Raw genomic sequence first — 18,613 nt, 5'->3', positions numbered from 1 at the left:
ATTAGCCTCTGCGCCATGCGTGGTATTTTTCAAGCATGTTAAGTACTTTTTCTGGTGCATGAGCGCGTTTCCACTCGCCTGCTGCGTACTTGTTACCTTCAGCCCACGTAGGGTAGCTATGAATTGTACCTAGTATTTTGTTAAGGCCTAAACCGTGTTTCATTGCCAGTACAAACTCAGCTATTAAATCGCCAGCGTGCTCAGATACCACTGTAACACCGAGTATTTTGTCTTTGCCTTTAGGGGTAATTACTTTTATAAAGCCTTTGGTTGCGCTGTCGGTAATGGCGCGGTCTAGCTCTTCAAATTCAAAGCGAGTGATTTCATAATCTATGCCTTTATCAATAGCGTCTTGCTCGTTTAAGCCAACACGTGCTACTTCAGGGTCAATAAATGTGGTCCACGGAATGACACGGTAATCTACTTTAAACTTTTTAAGATTACCAAATAAGCCATTTACTGCTGCGTACCAACCCTGGTGAGCAGCTACGTGTGTAAACTGATACGGGCCTACAATATCGCCCGCGGCAAAAATGTTAGGGTAAAGCGTTTCAAGGTATTCGTTAGTAACTACAGTGCGGTTAGTTTCTATGCCAAGTTCTTCAAGGCCGTAACCTTTAAGGCGAGCGCTTCGGCCAACAGCACATAGTAGTTCATCGTATTCAATATCGATTTCGGTATCGTTATGTTTTACCACAATGAATTTTTTACCGTCGCGCGCTTCACAGCGTAGTGCCTGATGCGAGGTTAAAATGTTTACGCCACTTTCTGTCAGCGCTTCGTGAGCAAAGGTAGACACTTCTAAGTCTTCTTTGATCATAATGCGTTCAGCCATTTCAATTTGCGAAACATTTGAGCCTAAGCGTGCAAAACTTTGTGCAAGTTCACACCCAATTGGACCACCGCCAAGTACAACAAGCTTTTTAGGGGCTTCTTCAAGCTCAGCAAATTTAGTCCATAATGTATCGCTTGTTACATAGCCTGTTTCTTCAATACCAGGTAATGGCGGTACAAATGGGCGTGCACCAGTGGCAATAACAATAGTACGGGCTGTGAGTGTTTGCGTGCCGCCATCGTTAAGTTTAATTTCTACAGTCCACGGGTCTAATAATTTACCGTAGCCTTTTACAACATCTACACCAAGGTTTGTGTAGCGCTCAACGCTATCGTGCGGGGCGATGTCGGCAATTACTTTATGTACACGTGCCATTACTTTTTTAAACGAAAACTGCGGTGCCATGTTTTCTAAGCCGTAGTGTTCACCGTGGCGAATTTGCTCAGCAATTTTAGCGCTTTTAATAACGGCTTTACTTGGCACACACCCGTAGTTTAAACAGTCGCCACCCATTTCGCCGGCTTCAATTAGGGTTACTTTGGCTTTAACTGCTGCTGCAATGTAGCTTGTCACTAAGCCGCCAGCACCTGCGCCAATAACAATCATGTTACGGTCAAACTTTTTAGGTTTAGTGTAATTTTTGTATACGCGACGTTTTTTTATTGCATTTATTAGGCTTTTTGCAATTAACGGGAATACCCCTAATAACGCAAACGATAAAATTAAATCCAGCGATAAAATGCCAGATAAGCTCTCTATTTGCGCAAGTTGCGTACCTGCGTTTACAAATACAAAGGTACCCGCCAGCATGCCTACTTGGCTTACCCAGTAAAAAGTCCATGACTTAATAGCGGTTAAACCCATTAATAAATTAATTAAAAAGAACGGAAAAACAGGCACTAAGCGCAGCGTAAATAAGTAAAATGCGCCTTCTTTTTCAACCCCAGTATCTATAGCGGCTAAACGTTCAGGAAAGCGTTTTTTTATGGTATCGCGCAATAAATAACGTGACACTAAAAATGCCAACGTAGCACCAATGCTTGAGGCAAACGAGGCAACTAATAGACCTTGCGCCAAACCAAATAATGCACCTGCGGCTAGCGTTAAAATAGCTGCACCGGGCAGTGATAGCGCGGTCACTAATATATAAAGTAAAAAGAACCCTCCGATCACCAAAAACGGTGATTGGGCTTTGTACTGATCAAATTGCGCCATTGACCCTTTTAGCCCGTCAAGGGTAAGAAGCTGGTTTAGGTCATAAAAAAAGAATAAGCCGACACCTATCGCCGCCAGTAATAACAAACTTAATTTTTTTAACATGCTATCTCTCAAACGGTTTAAAAGTTATGGGTAAGCGTGAGCTTAGCGTTAATTGGTAATTCTGGGAACGCGAGTGTCGCGCCAAAATAACCGCCTTCAAATACAGGGCGCCAGTTTTGCTGATCGGTAATATTATTTACATCAAGCCTCAATTTAGTTGCTGAGGTAAACGCATAGCTGGTATTAACATTTAAGGTGTGCTGATCGCGAATGTATACGGTAGCCAAAAAATCCAATGGGTAGCTTTTAGTATACAGGGCAGAAAATCCAGCTTGCCACTGAGAAGTAATTGTATAGTTAGCGTTTAAGCTTAACGATTGCTCTGGGATCCCTTGTACTTGACGGTTTGAGGGAGCAAAAGCTGTATAACTTGGTGCACCAATGCTGTTACCCGCAATAATATCGGGACGCGAATTATCAAACGCATCGGCTATTTGAGCTGAGTCTTGGCCTGTCGCAGAGTTATCATAACGGGCATCAATGTAACTGTAGCCTGCGCTTACCCAGTAAGGGTAAGCGTCGTAAAATACTTGGCTTTCGAATCCGGTTGTACGAATGCCAGTATTGCTACCATCGCGATTACGTAAGCTGCGGCGTTGGCTAAATACAGCAGCATCTGCATACCAGTCGCTTTGTGTTGGCGCATATTTCACGCCAAACTCGACTAAAGTATTTTCCGTAGCAAAATTTTGTGCGCTAATTGTATTGTCACCACCTAACGTATTGCCGCCGGCCATGCTGTTAGAGGTGGCTTCGTTATAACTTGCTGCCGCATAAGTGGTTAAATCGTCATTAACTGAGTAATTAACGCTCAGCTGCGCTGATTGCAGTGTATCATTTATGCTATCACTAGCCGCTATTTGACCTTGAGGCGCAATGGGGTCGCGTGCTTCTACATCATAGTAATCAACACGATAGCCAGCACTGGTGCGTAAGCTGTCAGTCCATTGTGAGTCTTGTTGAATGGCAATGCCGGTTTGCCATGAGCGTGAGTCTGTCGTATCTGATAAATTAAAATCACCACTGCCATCATTGTTAATATCGTACTGACCACCAGGGGATACATATACACCAGAACGTAGCTCTACCAAACGTGCTTTTTGAGTATCAGTTAATGGAATGCGGCGGTTTGAAAGTGGGCCAGTTAAATCAATAGGTGTGTCGGCTTCAGTAGTAAACTGGCTGTAACCCAATACTTTATTATAACGAACATCAACAGCAAATAAGGTTTGCTGCTCATCGCTCCATTGATACGTAAGTTCAGTGCGGTTTTGTGCGGTATCGGCACCATCAATTATTTCAACAAAACTATTTTGTGCTATTTCTTCGCGCTGCAAATGTTGAAAGTAACTAATGTTCTTAATCGACATTACATCAGACAGTGCGCGCTTATAAATACTGTGAACTAAATAAGTGGTTGCTTGATTGAGATTATCAGGATCGGTAAGCACACGGCTGGTATCTATTTTGACTTGTCCTGTAGGCGATATAATAGAGCCTGCGCTAGGCACTGTGCTGCCATTCGCTTGTAACCCTTGACCAGTAATGTAAAGATTATGATCGATAAGCGCTTGGGTAGGGCGGTTTATACCGGCGTTATCGGTAAATTCTGTTTGGTACAGTTCAAAGTTAATGTCCCAACTGCTTTTATCATCCGGTAAAATTTTTAATGCCGCAAACAAGCTATCACTTTGTGTGGCTGAATAGTCATAATAACTACCCTGATCAATATGTTCATAGCTAACACGTAAGCCAATTTTATCCTCAACAATCGGTGCGTTGTAATCTACTTGGGCACTATACTTATCCCAACTGCCTGCAGACAACTTCACATTGCCTTTGCGCTGATCAGTTGACGCTGTTTTAGAGTGTAAGTTTACAAAGCCACCGTTACGTTGGCTTGAACCAAACAATACAGGTGGTGCGCCTTTAACCACATCGATTTGTTCTATCGCATTAAACGACAACGGCACACCAAAACCATTATTACCTGCTTGACGTCGAGTACCATCTTGAAATAACTCACCTAACTGGCCGCGGATCGTCGGTAAGCTTGGTGCACCAAAACCACTGGCCGCGTATGTATTAGGACTTACAGCGAGCACATCGTGCAATGTTGTTATATTTAATTGCTCAATTAAGTCTTTAGAGATAGGCGTCACAGAGCGAGCTATGTCTTGTAAAGCCAGGTTGTCGCCAAAAGGGCCGTTTACTGTGGTGTTTTTAATAGAGAGGTTTTTAGATTTAAGCGCTTGACCTGCCACCTCAATTCGCTCAATGGGGTCAGAGCTAGTTGTTTCATTAGCCTGAGCAGCTAATGCTACATTTAACAGGGGGGCGAGGGTTAAAGCTAAATACGTGTATTTCAAATCGTGTTTCTCTATTTTTATATGTTGATGTACACAAAAGACCAAGACAGGTAAAAATATCTTTCAATCAATTGCTAAAAATTTTTATTTTTTATCTTAGCGCTTAGATAATAGTGCCTTTAAACAAATCAACTTAAGATTAGTTTAGGTTTAATTTTAATTATTTGAAAATAAAAAAACGATTATACGGTCTTACTTGCCAATTAGTTTATTTATATCTTTTTTAAGGAAATTCTATGACAGATTCGATCAATACAGATGTACAAACTCGTTTGCAATGGTCGCTTTTATCGCTGCGCTTAGGGGTGTTTATTGTGATGGTAATGTGGACACTAGATAAATTTGTAAATCCGGGGCATAGCGCCCGTATTTTTGAACATTTTTATGGGATCAGTGGCTCTACCGATACTATTGCTTATATTTTAGGTGCACTGCAATTATTATTAGTAATAGCATTTTTAGTCGGTTTTAAAAAACGTATTACTTACGGTGTTATTTTTATAATGCATGGACTATCAACGCTGTCTTCTTACAACCAGTACATTGATGGCTTTAATAATTTACTGTTTTTTGCAGCATGGCCGATGTGGGCTGCGTGTTTTGCGCTTTATTTATTACGCGATCAAGACGTAAAATTTACCGTTAAATAATAAGCAAAAAAAATGGTTATAAGCGTTAGCCTATAACCAATAAAGTACACAGGGAGTGTAGGAAGTTCTGTTGAGCACAGTAAGCGGTTAGCAAGCCATTTACTGTGTGTGACTAAAAGCACTTATTGATGCTTTAAGTTGCTTTAATAAATACGTACAATAATAAAAGCAAAGCTAATGCCAATTTTTAACAGTATGAATTTTATAGATATTTATATTGTTTGGATTGTGGCTTTGCATAATGCAGGTAATTTTTTCTATATTGCAACGGTAAAAGTTACCTACTTTGCAATATGAAAAAATGGCACTGTTTTAGAATCCGATACAACTAAAAGCAGCGAAGATTTAAAAATCAGCGGCTACTTCAAATTCTAATCGTTCATGACTAATAGGATGGGTAAAAGCTAAATACTCGGCATGCAAATGTAGTCGGTCTGATTTTTCACCGTAGTGGGTGTCGCCCACAATGGGTGTATTTAACCCCAAGTGGTGGGCACAGTGAACACGCAATTGATGAGTACGTCCTGTTTTTGGATAGAGTTGTAAGCGGGTAGTATTATTTTTACGTTCCAGTACCTGCCATGTTGTTAATGACGGCTTCCCCGTTTTGTAACACACCATTTGCCGTGGCTTGTCATCAAAATCAAGCACTAAAGGTAGCTCTATAGTGCCACTTTCAGCAGCAATATTACCCGCCACTAAAGCAACATAACGTTTTTCTACACTACGCTCTATAAACTGTTTTTGCAGTGCTTTATGCACCCGTTTATTTAACGCAATCATTAACAGCCCTGAAGTCGACATGTCTAATCGGTGCACAATAAGTGGCCCCGAAGCGTGTGGGAACTGAGTTTTGATTCGCATATATACCGAATCGTCAATATTAATGCCTGGCACAGATAAAAATTCAGCAGGTTTATTTACCACCAACAAATCATCATCTTGATAAACAATTGTTAGGTCTTTACCCTGTGCAGGGTTGACCAAGAGCGGGTTGTCTTCAACATTTAACCCCTCTAGCATATGTCCTAAAATAGGCTGGCATTTGCTGTAGCACGAAGGGTAATAATGTAAATGATGTCTTATTGCCGATTTTGGCGGTGCGCCCCACCAAAATTCGGCCATAGCCAGAGGCTTTAAATTATGTTTATAAGCATATTGTAATAATTTTGGCGCTGCACAATCTCCCGCACCTGAAGGCGGTGTGTGTTCGGGCAGTTTGGCAAAAATGGCATTCAAATCGGTCACTTCGCCGTTTGCATTTAAAAACTGGTATTGAGCGAATAGCTTTTTTTGTAAATTTTTAGAGAGTACTTTACGGCGTTTTTTTAATCCGTTAATTTCATCATCTATTGTTAGTTGTGCTTGTTCAAGCGCTGCAATGCGTGTTTGCCACTGTTGCTTTAATGCTTGTAGTTGTTTTTTCTCAACAATGCTCTGCCCAGCTAATTGGTTCTTCAGTTTTTCAAACTCATCATTATTGAGTTGTTCGCCGGCGGCTTGCCGTTGCTGTTTTCGCTGTTTTCGAGTTACTTGCATTGCTTGCTGCTTGGCTACAAGTTGTTGCTCATAGTGTTGGCGAGTAGTCACTAACTGTTGCTCAATTTGTTGATAATTATCACTGTTTTGCAAGGCTGTAATTTGCGCATTAATATCGTTAATCACTTGGCTCTGCTGACTAAATTCTGCATCGTCTATATGTTTAAGTGCCACATTTGGCGCAAAATGCAGTTGCTCATCTATCCCCGCTATTTGCCCCGAATAGGCGCTAATAAAGCCTAGCTGTTGCGACTCATCTTGAACAACCAATACGCCAAACATTTTACCGGCATCAATATCATCTGTATCTAAAATAGCCTTATCTAGCTTTTTTAATTGTTGTTGTAATTGTTTTGCAGCGGCAACGGCCTGCGGATGAGGTTTATAATAAAAGGGAAACGTAAACTGCTCAGGCAGTGCAAGGTTATCTATGTTTTCATTAAAAGTGGTAAAGCAGCTAGCAGGGTTTGACATGGCAATAGTGTGATTAGCAGTTATCAGAATAATTAGTCAGAGTGTAACATAAGCAGCGCTGTGCCACTAAGCATGCCTGGCATTACTAACAAAAAGGCCAACATATTATGTTGGCCTTTGGTATTAAGCTAAGACTTATTTGTTAGCGTCTTTCACTGCTTTTAATTTAGCCGCATGGTCAATTTCAAATGCAGGCATGTCTTTTTTGCCTTCCATTAAGTAGTTGTCCATCCAACGCATTAAACGCAAGCTGTAATCGTACTGTGCCGCTACTTTACGGTTACCATGGCCTTCGCCTGGGTAGTAAACAAGGCGAACATCTTTACCTTGCACTTTCATGTAACGGTAAAGTTCCATAGATTGTGCAGGGTGAACACGAGGATCGTCTTTACCATGCATAATAAGCAGTGGTGTTTCAGATTGACCCGCCCAGTAAATTGGGCTGCGCTCTAGGTACCATTGCCATTTATCCCATGGGTATGAACGCGCATGAACTAGGTTCATTTCGTTTGAAATATCAGTAGTACCAAATTTAGATAGCTGGTTAGTGACACCCACAAACATAACGCTGGCAGCAAAGTGCTCAGTTAGCTTTGTTGCGCCCCACGCTGATGCATAACCGCCGTAAGAACCACCGGTAATACCCACGCGTTTAGTATCAACTAATCCCATATCAACAAGGTGATTTTTAAAATCAACTAAGTCGTCAAACTCTTTACCTGCGTAATCGTTTTGACCTAGTTTAGAGTAATCTACGCCTTTACCTGTTGAGCCACGGTAGTTAGGGTAAAATACCGCGTAACCACGTGCAGCGCCCATTTGACCAGGACGCGAGTAGTTAGTTACCCAGCCATTTTTATCATGACTTTCAGGGCCACCGTGTACCGACATAATTAGTGGGTAGCGTGTGCCTTTTTCATAATCGAGAGGGTAAACTAATACACCATCAAGTTCTACACCGTCACGTGCTTTGAGCGTAATTGTTTCTTGTTTAGCAAAGCGTTTGTCGTTTAACCAGCTGTTTGAATCAGTTAAACGCTTTGCCTTGTTACTGCGCACAATAAAGACTTCGTTAGGGTGTTTTGCCGTGTTACCACGAAGTGCTAGTGTTTTATCTGAATCAGAAACACTTAGCTGTGAGGCAATAAATTTGCCCTCTTTTACTAGCTTCTTGTATTTGTTAGAGCCGGTTTTAATGCTCGCAACAAAACTTTCTGTGCCCACATTGGCAATAAAGTTAAGCGTGTTACGTTTATGCGACCATTCAAAGTCAACAACGTGGCCCATAAAGTTAGGTAACCATTCAGTGATTTCGGCGGTTTTAGTATCGGCAATAAATAAGCGGCCAGTTGCAGGGTCGTGCTTATCTTCTGCACCTAAAATAGCAATGTATTTCCCGTCATGAGAAAGCTCGGCATCGCCTAACTTACCTTCAGTTTTAAACGATAAGGTGACTTTGTTGCTGGCAATATCAAACAAGTGCCACATCGATTTTGTGTATTTATCATCAATTAGTGCAGTAGGTTGAGTTTTAACCAGAAGCTTTTCACCATTCGCAGCCCAATTAACGTCACTCACGTAGTTATCAACATTGAGTGCGGTAGGGGTAAGTGGCTTGTCGGCTTTAGCTAAATCTACAATAAAAAGCTGCTTGTTTTTAAGGCCTTGCTCGTACACTTCTGCTTTAAAGCCAAGTTTTTTAAGTTCTTTTTCTGACTTATCAGCAGCTGGCATTGCTAAAATAGCGACTTGCTTGTTATCAGGGCTTAACTGATAGCTTGAAATAGATGTGTCTTTTAATGACATAACCGCTTGTGCTTGGCCGCCATCAACAGGTATTTGGTAAAGCGAAGTATATTTGTCGTCTTTTAATTTCGCTAAAAAGTAAATTGTTTTGCTGTCGTTTGACCATTGTAGGCTTTTAATATTAACTGAACCGGTAATAAAAGGGCGTTCAACACCTTTATCGTCAACAACATAAAGCTCACTGTAATTGCTGCCATTTTCGTCAACGTAAAGCGTGCGAGGTAACGAACGGGTAAATGCAACACTGTCGCCATCTGGGCTAACGGTTGTTTGTATTACTGATTTTACTTTTGGAATGTCTTCAACAGTAATTGCTGATTGCGCAAATGCAAGTGAGCTTGAAAGCCCAATTGCTATCGCTAAGCTAGTTTTTAGCATTGTTATTTCCTTTGCTTTATTAGATTTCAGCCATTATAGCAAGGTGTTCTCAATATACTAAAAAATGCGATTAATCCTCAAAAGAGGAGGTTTAATGTTGTAGTTATGCAAAAGCGCGGCTTAAAACCGCGCATAAATCTATAGACTCTTTTTAGGAGGAAGTGCCACGTTTGCAAAAATAAGTCCTGCCACCAGCGACATAAAGATTAAAAACGTTTGCTGACCAATATGATCTGCATAAACAAAGTCTTGGCCTTCAATTAGTGAGTTTAAACCAATATACGTTTTGCTCCCAGGCACTAATACAATTAATCCCTGCATAGCTACAATAGAGGCCGGAGCATTGGCAACACGGTTAAATAAGTTGCTAAATACACCGACTGAAAATGCACCAATAAAGGTGCCTAACGTGTAATTTAAATCTAAATATATAGCAGGCCCAATACTGGTGCCATAAGCTATAAAGCCTGAGGCAATAGACCAGATTGCATGTTTAAGCTTTGTTCTAAAGATAACGATTAAGCTACTACATAAAAGTAAAATAGCGAGCCATGCAGTCCACTTTGGTAACGGCTCTGGTTGTACGAAATCGGCTTGCCCAAAGACCGCAAAGCCAATAGCAAGACCAATAAAAGCCCCAAAATAAAGCTTAAACAGCAACATAAATGAGTCCATAACGCGAGCTGTGCCCGATACTAAATGTCTGGCTGCAAGTTCAGCAAGGCCAAGTGCAAGGGCTAAACCGGGTATAAACACAATAATGGCAGAAAGCACAATTAATCGAATGTTGATGTGTGCATCTAAATGAACGCTAATAGCACAAGCAAGAATAGCCGACACTATTGCCACTAATGGCTCAAGCATGTGAGCCACACGTTTCGAACGGGCCGACCACAATACAAATAAGTATACAATAAAGGTTAATAACCCAGACCACAGAACATCATTCCAACTGGTGCCCATAAGCATTGCAAATGCGCCGCCAGAGGTGGCAAAGGCAACGCCTGTCAGCACTCTGTTATATGGATTTGGGGCATCAAAAATAATATCAAGTTGCTGATCAACCTCTTGCAACGTGAGCTCACCATTAAGCATTTTATTAACTAGGTCATCGGTATCGGCAAGTGAACCTAAATCATGATCGCCTGGGTCAACGCGGGCAACATGGGTATATTCATCTTCATGGCCATCGGTCCAAATAACAAAGGTAACCGACGTGGGCGACATAACAAACGATGATTTAAGATCTAAATAAGTCGCCACTTCCATTAAGTGGGCTTCTAAGCGATAGGCAGGTGTACCGTATTTATGGAGCATTTTGCCCAATTTAACGATAAATTTGCGTTTTTCAGTAAACGTTGCGGTTTTCAAATTTGTTTTGAACCAACTATTAAATAACTAAGCTAAAAATATAGGCAATAATGCTAAAATTGCCCAAGTTTATTTGCGGCGATTTTAAACACAAATCGCCGCCTGTCTAGTGATTTTTAATGTTATTTTTTATTTTTTTCTGCTATCCACTGCGACATATATTGTGTGCTGCGCATGGTATGGTGTTTGAGCATTTGACCCGTGAAATTTTTCATCCGGTGAGCATCTAAATTACTGCTTATTGAGTCGATTTTTTCAATTAATTGAGCACTTAACTGTACTTTGTCATACAGAGTATTAAGCAGAAGGCCGCCAGCGGCTTGTGCTTCGCTAAATTTAGCCTCGTTGTTGTATAAAGAGACTGCGGCATCTGCAAAAGCTTGCACATCTGCTGTTACCACACCTGGCCAAGGTAGCGTGCTGTGCATACCTTCGCTGCCAATAGGCGTGGTGATGCTTGGAGTTTGCATGATCATGGCTTCTAAAAGTTTACCTTTAATACCTGCCCCAAAACGCAAAGGAGCTAAGCAAATCCGCGCACTTTGCATTACTTCATACGCATCATCGGCCCAACCTTTAATTAAAAAGCCGGTTTTAGGATTATTAAGCGCGGTGGCTTTTGGCGGTGGGTAGGAACCATAAATATGCAATTCTGCCTGCGGTAGTTGTTTGCGGATAAGCGGCCAAATTTTTTGTAAATAGAGTACCGCATCCCAGTTTGGGGCATGTCGGAAATTGCCAATGGTCATAAAGTGTTGGCGTTGTTCATACGATTTAGTTTGCTCAGGTAAGGCACTTAAATCAACCATAAAAGGTAGATGATGTAACACACTAGGCTCAACTTTAAACACTTCATTGAGTAGTTCCATCTCATAGCTTGAGATAATTAAGCTGAGATCACAGCGTAAAATAGCGGCTATTTCACGTTTAGCTATGTCTGATAGTAAATCGTTATGGTTGAATTCACGCTCAGCTTTATGCGCCTCATGGCGAGCATTACGCAGGCACTGCAAATCTTCGGTATCTAAAATCTTAAGTGCATTAGGACAATGCTTATCTACGCGCCAACCAAATTGTTCTTCCATCATAAAACGATCGAACATCACTAAATCGGGGTTGTAAGCTTTAACATAGTCATCAAAACTATCGCAGTTAAGAGCGATGCTTTGGCTGGTTATACCAAAGTCGGCAAGGTCAACCATGTGTTCGGTAGGCAGTGCGGGCGTGGCGAACTCAACATCCCAGTTTTGCGCCCTAAACGCATTTAGTAACGACATCATGTGCGTACCTGCAGCAGATGAATTGGGCTCTGGCCATACATAGCCAATTACCAGCACTTTTTTCATTGGCTAGATTCTCTAATTATTTGATGGAAAAACAGACTCAAACACAGTGGTATATTTTTAAAAGCTGTAACGGTATTTAAAAAGCAGAGTATGATTTCGAAAAACTAAAATGCTGCAAATTAATGGACATAAACAACCAATTTTAGCGTTGAGTAAATAGGCGTGTATTTTAGCGTATTCAGGCTACTTAAGTCATTACTTAGCTTAACACTTTATGAATGGTGCAAAACGTGTTTATATATCCGGTAATATTCAAAAATAAAAAGGATAAAAACATGAATGCTTTTAGGCTGTTAATTGCCTTGGTAGGCTGCATTGTTTTATTGCCTGCAAGTTATGCAGAGCAAGGATATCAAACCCCTTCACCTGCGCTTGCTACACTCGTAGATGCTAAGTTAGCCCCTACTAGCTCTTTATCAAATGATGGCCAGTGGCTTGCTTTGTTTGAACGAAAGCGTGTTGTGTCGCTTGATGAGCTGGCAAAAGAAGAATTTAAGCTTGCGGGAATAAAGCTCAACCCAGCTAACTTTTCACGCTCACGGGTTAGTGCTAAATACAGTGCGTTAGAACTTAAGCATGTAGAAAGTGGTACTGTGGTTAACGTAAATAATTTGCCGCAGGGGATTATTCGCTCCCCTCGCTGGTCAGCAAATAGCGAGTATTTAGCGTTTATTGTTGAACAATCGGATAACGCACGGCTTTGGGTTTATAGCGTTAAAACCAAGCAAGCAAAGCAGTTAAATGAGCTTGCACTTAATTCAGTATTAACTGCTACACCTTATCAGTGGTTACCCGATAGCACAGCGATTGTGGCTAATTTAGCGGTTAACTTAGACAAACCCAGATTAACCAATGATACCCAAAGTACGGTACCAGTTATTCAACAAAGTAGCGGTGAAAAAGCGCCAGCGCGTACTTATCAAAATTTATTAACCAGCCCATTTGATGAAGCACAGTTTAAGTTTTATGGCCAAGGGCAATTAGCATATATAACGCTTGATGGTAAGGCTCAGCAAATTGGTCGTGCTGGCTTATTTAAATCGTTTTCAATTTCGCCTGATTCAACCAATATTTTAGTCGCGACCATCGACGAGCCATTTTCGTATCAAGTGCCTTACAGCCGTTTTGCAACTACATGGCAAATATGGGGAATGCGTGGGTATGCTTTAGTCGAACTGGCTAAGCAACCCCTTGCCGACAACATTCCTCAAGGGTATGACAGTGTACGCACTGGTCGTCGTAATTTTGAGTGGCGTGCTGATCAGGGCGCAGAGGTTATTTGGGCCGAAGCGCAAGATGGCGGCGATATGAAAACTGAGGTTGAGCATCATGATTACCTTTATAGTTTACGTGCACCGTTTAAACGCGAACCAAAGTTGTTTGCAAAAGTAGAGCGCCGTTATGCAGGTATAGAGTGGGGTAATGACAGCATTGCCATGCTAAGTGATTGGCGCTTTAGTGACAGACAAGTGCGTACTTATGTTATTCAGCCACGTAATGCTGATAGCAATCGTGTGCTATTTTCAGAGCGCAGTTACAATGATGCTTACAAAGACCCTGGTAGTGCCATATATGAGCGTAACGACTTAGGAACACGTGTTATAAAAGTCGTTGGTGGACGTTACATTTACCTTCGTGGTAATGGAGCATCTGAGCAAGGAAATATTCCATTTTTAGATCAATACGATGTAAAAACAAACAGCTCTAAACGAATTTGGCAATCTGCTGCACCTTACTACGAGCGAGTGCGTGCTTTATTAGACGATGAAGGTAAGCGTATTATTACTATTCGTGAATCTAAAACGCAGCAGCCTAACTTTTTTATTCGTGATTTAGATAAAGATAGCTTAACGCAACTGACTCAGTTTGAGCATCCGTATCCTGCATTTAAAGGGGTGACTAAAGAGCAATTACGTTATACCCGCGATGACGGCGTTGAGCTATCTGGTACGCTTTATTTACCGCCTGGGTATGACAAAACACAAGGGCCTTTACCTGTATTGATGTGGGCATATCCACTTGAATATAAAGATAAAGCGGTTGCTTCACAAGTGCGCGAATCAGAATATGAATTTACCTATATAGGTTATTGGGGCCCGATGCCTTATTTAGCTAAAGGGATTGCAGTATTTGATGATCCTAAAATGCCGATTGTAGGTGTTGATGGCAGTGAGCCAAATGATCACTTTAGAAAACAGTTGGTTTCTAGCGCCAAAGCAGCGGTTGATGTACTGGTTGAAAAGGGCATTGCTGATAAAGACAATATTGCCATTGCAGGGCATTCTTACGGTGCATTTATGGTGGCTAACTTATTAGCGCATAGCGACTTGTTTAAGGCTGGTATTGCCCGAAGTGGTGCGTATAACCGCACATTAACACCGTTTGGTTTTCAAGGTGAAGAACGTGACTTTTGGCAAGCACAAAGTGTGTACGCAAACATGTCGCCGTTTTTCCATGCTGAGAAGATTAACGAACCTATGTTAATGATCCACGGTCAAGAGGATCCTAATTCGGGAACTTTCCCAATGCAAAGTGAACGTATGTATGCTGCACTTAAAGGCTTGGGTAAAGAAGCGCGTTTAGTGATGCTTCCTTACGAAGCCCACGGCTATCGTGCCCGTAAAAGCTTATTACATGTACTGTGGGAGCAAGAGCAGTGGCTTGATAAGTATTTATTAAGTGATAACGTTGAACCAGTTGATATGGTAGAACAACCGATTCAATAGTGTATTGTGCCGTGAGATCAAGAAGATCCACTCTTAATCTCACGGCACTTTCCCAATGCAAAGTGAGCGTATGTATGCTGCACTTAAAGGCTTGGGTAAAGAAGCGCGTTTAGTGATGCTTCCTTATGAGGCTCATGGCTACCGTGCCCGTAAAAGCTTATTACATGTACTGTGGGAGCAAGAGCAGTGGCTTGATAAGTACTTGCTAAGTGATAACGAAGTAGACACTGAAACAACAGTAAATTAATTTGCTAAGAGTTTCGAGCTACGTGTCTCGGGCCTCGGGCTAAGCTCGGTGCTCTTAGCCCGACTCTCGATGCTGTTATTTCTAATTTACCGATAGCTATTTTTCCTTTACCCTTTCATTCAAAATTAACACTACTTTTTTAACCTATTGCGAGCTTTAAATGATTGATGTAGCTGCACTTGCGGTATTTGTTCCTACGTTCTTTTTTGTGTCTATTACTCCTGGTATGTGCATGACACTGGCCATGACTTTAGGCATGAGTATAGGCGTGCGCCGAACTTTATGGATGATGATTGGCGAGCTATTAGGTGTCGCTAGCGTTGCGGTAGCCGCGGTGCTTGGTGTAGCCAGCGTTATGCTTAATTACCCCAGTGCATTTGATATTTTAAAATGGCTAGGTGGCGCTTATTTAATCTACATTGGCATTAATATGTGGCGTGCGAAAGGAAAGATGTCGGTTGATACGCATAACACAACAGCCGTGAGCCGATATTCATTATTTTCACAGGGGTTTGTAACCGCCATTGCCAACCCTAAGGGATGGGCGTTTATGATTTCCTTATTACCTCCTTTTATTAACGTACAATACAATGTTGCGCCACAGTTAGCGGTGCTGGTGGCCATTATTTTGCTCTCAGAGCTTATCTGTATGATGATTTACGCAACAGGTGGCAAAAGCCTGCGGCTATTTTTAACCAAAGGCAATAATATTAAGTGGATGAATCGTATTGCGGGGAGTTTAATGGTGCTAGTGGGAGTTTGGTTAGCTTTGGGTTAAAAAAGAGCCCGAGGCTCTTTTTTTATTTGGCGCATACAAAACTGCTAACCTTTTAATCTGAGTATGCTTGACTTTACTGCGCTTTTAAAAACGGCGCAGTACGGCTTTTTGTAGATTGCGCAACCTCGTTTGGTTTACCTTGTGCAACTATTATCCCGCCTTCGTCGCCGGCTCCTGGGCCAATATCAATAACCCAATCACTGTTACTGGCAACTTGCATATCGTGCTCAACCATAATGACGGTGTTCCCAGCATCAACTAAGCCATTTAACTGCGCCATTAGCATATCTACATCTTTAGGGTGTAGGCCTGTGGTTGGTTCATCTAAAATATAAAGTGTGTCGCCGCGCTGAGTACGCTGTAGTTCAGTGGCAAGTTTAATACGTTGGGCTTCGCCACCCGAAAGCTCGGTAGCAGGTTGGCCTAGACGTAAATAGCCAAGACCTACTTGTATCAGCGCATTTAGCGCACGTAAAATAGCGGGTTCATCGGCAAAAAATGTATGCGCTGATTCAACGGTTAAATTAAGCACATCGGCAATAGTTTTATCTTTATAGGTAATGTCGAGTGTTTTTTGGTTGTAGCGCTTGGCGTTACACACAGGGCAGGGCGAATACACGCTAGGCAAAAATAACAGCTCCACGCTTACAAAGCCTACGCCTTCGCAATTTTCGCAGCGACCCTTTTTAACGTTAAACGAAAAGCGACCGGCATCGTACTTACGCGCTTTTGCCTCTTTGGTATTGGCAAACAGTTTACGTACGTGATCGAATAAGCCCGTGTAAGTTGCAAGGTTTGAACGAGGTGTGCGGCCAATGGCTTTTTGATCAACCGTTACCAGGCGCTTTATGTGTTCAATGCCGTGAGTTATTTGCCCGCCAGTTGTTATATCGAGCTCTTGCTCGAGTAGCTCGGCTTCATCTGTAGGTATTTGTGGCTGCGATTTTTGCCCTAGTGCATCATAAACCAATTCAACAAGCGCTTGGCTTACTAAGCTTGATTTACCTGAGCCTGATACCCCTGTAACACTTGTAATAACCCCAAGCGGAAATTCTACATTAAGTTTTTGTAAGTTATTACGCTCAACATTTTTAAGCGTTAGCCATGCTTTTGCTGGGCGTTGTTTACTTTGTATTTGAGCTTGCTGAGATTCGTCATTTTTAAATAAATACTGGCTCGTGTGTGAGTTACTAATTTGCTTTAAGCCTGCAACAGGGCCGCTATAAACAATATTACCGCCACGGGAGCCCGCATTTGGTCCTACATCAACCACCCAATCGGCATGGCGAATAACACTTACGTCGTGCTCAACCACAAACACTGAGTTACCAGCGGCAATTAGCTCATCTAGTGCGGCTAATAAGGCTTGTGTATCGGCAGGGTGTAAACCTGCTGAGGGTTCATCTAACACATACACTACACCAAATAATTTTGATCGAATTTGCGTTGCAAGCCGCAAGCGCTGTAATTCACCAGGCGATAACGATGGGGTGGTGCGTTCAAGCGATAAATACCCTAAACCAAGTTTGGTGAGTGCTTCAACGCGTTTAAGAATGTCGCCTGCTATACGCTTTGCAACTATGGCTTTTTCGGGATTTGCAGCATTACTTTTAGCGGGGTTACTAGCAGCAAACCTTAGCTTATCTGCCAGCTCATTGAGTGTTAGCTGCGAAATTTCGCCTATATCAAGACCAGCTACTTTAACCGATAACGACTCTTTTTTGAGTTTTTTTCCTTCGCACTGCGGGCACTGTGATATTTGCATATACTGCGATACACGCTTTTTAGTACGTGGGCTTTGAGTGCTCGCAAACGACTGTAAAACAAAACGTTTAGCACTTGTAAATGTACCCATGTAGCTAGGGCTTTCTTCATTTTTAATTGCCGCTTGTGTTTGCTCAAGTGTGTACTCAGGAAACACGGGCACTGTAGGTGTTTCGTCGGTAAATAAAATCCAATCACGGGCTTTTTTAGGCAGGGTATTCCACGGTTTATTAATATCGTAGCCTAAAGAAGTAAGAATACGGCTTAGGTTTTTACCTTGCCAAGCCGGCGGCCATGCTGCAATGGCTCGCTCTTTAATTGATATAGTGGGATCGGGCACTAGTAGCTCTTCGGTGACGTTAAAAACGCGGCCAATACCATGGCACTCTGGGCAGGCGCCTTGTGGCGTATTGGGCGAAAACGCATCGGCGTAAAGTATGCCTTGCCCTTTGGGGTATTCGCCTGCGCGTGAGTAGAGCATTCGCAGCGCGTTAGATATAGTGGTTACACTACCCACCGATGAACGTACCGAGGGTGCACCACGCTGTTGTTGTAATGCTACCGCTGGTGGCAGCCCTTCAATCGAATCTACATCAGGCTCGTCTACCTGATCGATTAACCTGCGTGCATAAGGCGAAACTGAGTCAAGATAACGATGTTGCGATTCGGCAAATAATGTCCCAAAGGCGAGCGATGATTTACCCGAGCCCGATATACCGGTAAACACCACAAGTGAATTACGAGGCAGGTTTACATCCACATCTTTTAAGTTATGAACACGTGCGCCTCTTACTTGAATGCTGTGTTCTGGGTTTAATAAGGCCGATTGTACATTATTAACCTCATGTGACTTTTTAGGTGTGGTTGCCATGTAATATATACTCCTGTGTAATAATCCTGTGTTTATTAATGTTCTATAAAGTATTAATAATAATGCAGTCTTACTGAATGAACGCTTAGCTATATGCTAGTTTTGCGTTTACATAACAGAAAAACTGCTAGTATAAACT

At 42.0% G+C, this 18,613-nt stretch carries 10 protein-coding genes and 1 pseudogene; 4 read left to right on the top strand and 7 right to left on the bottom strand.

Annotated elements, in window-relative coordinates:
- Position 1: 1 nt before the first annotated feature.
- A complete protein-coding gene (locus tag FHG08_RS18020; protein ID WP_178956890.1) occupies positions 2–2,155 on the bottom strand; it encodes an FAD-dependent oxidoreductase in 2,154 nt (717 codons plus the stop codon).
- Between the two features lie 17 nt (positions 2,156–2,172).
- Entirely contained in the window at positions 2,173–4,524 is a 2,352-nt protein-coding gene (locus tag FHG08_RS18015; RefSeq protein WP_178956889.1) for a TonB-dependent siderophore receptor, read from the bottom strand.
- Positions 4,525–4,760: 236 nt separating this feature from the next.
- Here FHG08_RS18015 and FHG08_RS18010 point away from each other — a divergent pair, with 236 nt between their 5' ends.
- Positions 4,761–5,174: a hypothetical protein gene (locus FHG08_RS18010; protein ID WP_054201343.1), complete on the top strand. Its 414-nt coding sequence runs from the start codon at positions 4,761–4,763 to the stop codon at positions 5,172–5,174.
- Between the two features lie 345 nt (positions 5,175–5,519).
- Here FHG08_RS18010 and FHG08_RS18005 read toward each other — a convergent pair whose 3' ends face one another.
- The 4 genes from FHG08_RS18005 to FHG08_RS17990 all read right to left on the bottom strand — a co-directional run bounded on the left by FHG08_RS18005 (position 5,520) and on the right by FHG08_RS17990 (position 12,088).
- Complete coding sequence (locus FHG08_RS18005; RefSeq protein ID WP_178956888.1) at positions 5,520–7,187, bottom strand: RluA family pseudouridine synthase; 1,668 nt, start codon at positions 7,185–7,187, stop codon at positions 5,520–5,522.
- A gap of 135 nt (positions 7,188–7,322) precedes the next feature.
- Entirely contained in the window at positions 7,323–9,371 is a 2,049-nt protein-coding gene (locus FHG08_RS18000) for a S9 family peptidase (RefSeq protein ID WP_178956887.1), read from the bottom strand.
- A 138-nt stretch (positions 9,372–9,509) separates the two neighbouring features.
- Positions 9,510–10,742 carry a threonine/serine exporter ThrE family protein gene (locus FHG08_RS17995; RefSeq protein WP_075169987.1) on the bottom strand — a complete coding sequence of 411 codons (1,233 nt, stop codon included), beginning with the start codon at positions 10,740–10,742 and terminating at the stop codon, positions 9,510–9,512.
- A gap of 122 nt (positions 10,743–10,864) precedes the next feature.
- Positions 10,865–12,088: a glycosyltransferase gene (locus tag FHG08_RS17990; protein ID WP_178956886.1), complete on the bottom strand. Its 1,224-nt coding sequence runs from the start codon at positions 12,086–12,088 to the stop codon at positions 10,865–10,867.
- A 275-nt stretch (positions 12,089–12,363) separates the two neighbouring features.
- On the opposite strand from FHG08_RS17990, the gene FHG08_RS17985 reads away from it, so the two are divergent.
- The 3 genes and pseudogenes from FHG08_RS17985 to FHG08_RS17975 all read left to right on the top strand — a co-directional run bounded on the left by FHG08_RS17985 (position 12,364) and on the right by FHG08_RS17975 (position 15,839).
- A complete protein-coding gene (locus tag FHG08_RS17985; protein WP_178956885.1) occupies positions 12,364–14,814 on the top strand; it encodes a prolyl oligopeptidase family serine peptidase in 2,451 nt (816 codons plus the stop codon).
- A gap of 43 nt (positions 14,815–14,857) precedes the next feature.
- A pseudogene (locus FHG08_RS17980) lies at positions 14,858–15,061 on the top strand (alpha/beta hydrolase family protein); the annotation flags it as partial.
- A gap of 160 nt (positions 15,062–15,221) precedes the next feature.
- Positions 15,222–15,839: a LysE family translocator gene (locus tag FHG08_RS17975; protein WP_178956884.1), complete on the top strand. Its 618-nt coding sequence runs from the start codon at positions 15,222–15,224 to the stop codon at positions 15,837–15,839.
- Positions 15,840–15,912: 73 nt separating this feature from the next.
- Here the strand turns inward: FHG08_RS17975 and uvrA are convergent, their stop codons facing one another.
- Positions 15,913–18,474 (bottom strand): excinuclease ABC subunit UvrA, encoded by a 2,562-nt coding sequence (uvrA, locus tag FHG08_RS17970; protein WP_178956883.1) that lies wholly within the window; start codon positions 18,472–18,474, stop codon positions 15,913–15,915.
- Positions 18,475–18,613: the final 139 nt, after the last annotated feature.

The organism is Pseudoalteromonas sp. Scap03, from assembly GCF_013393115.1.
GTDB lineage: Bacteria > Pseudomonadota > Gammaproteobacteria > Enterobacterales > Alteromonadaceae > Pseudoalteromonas.
This window is presented reverse-complemented; position numbering and strand designations above follow the sequence as displayed.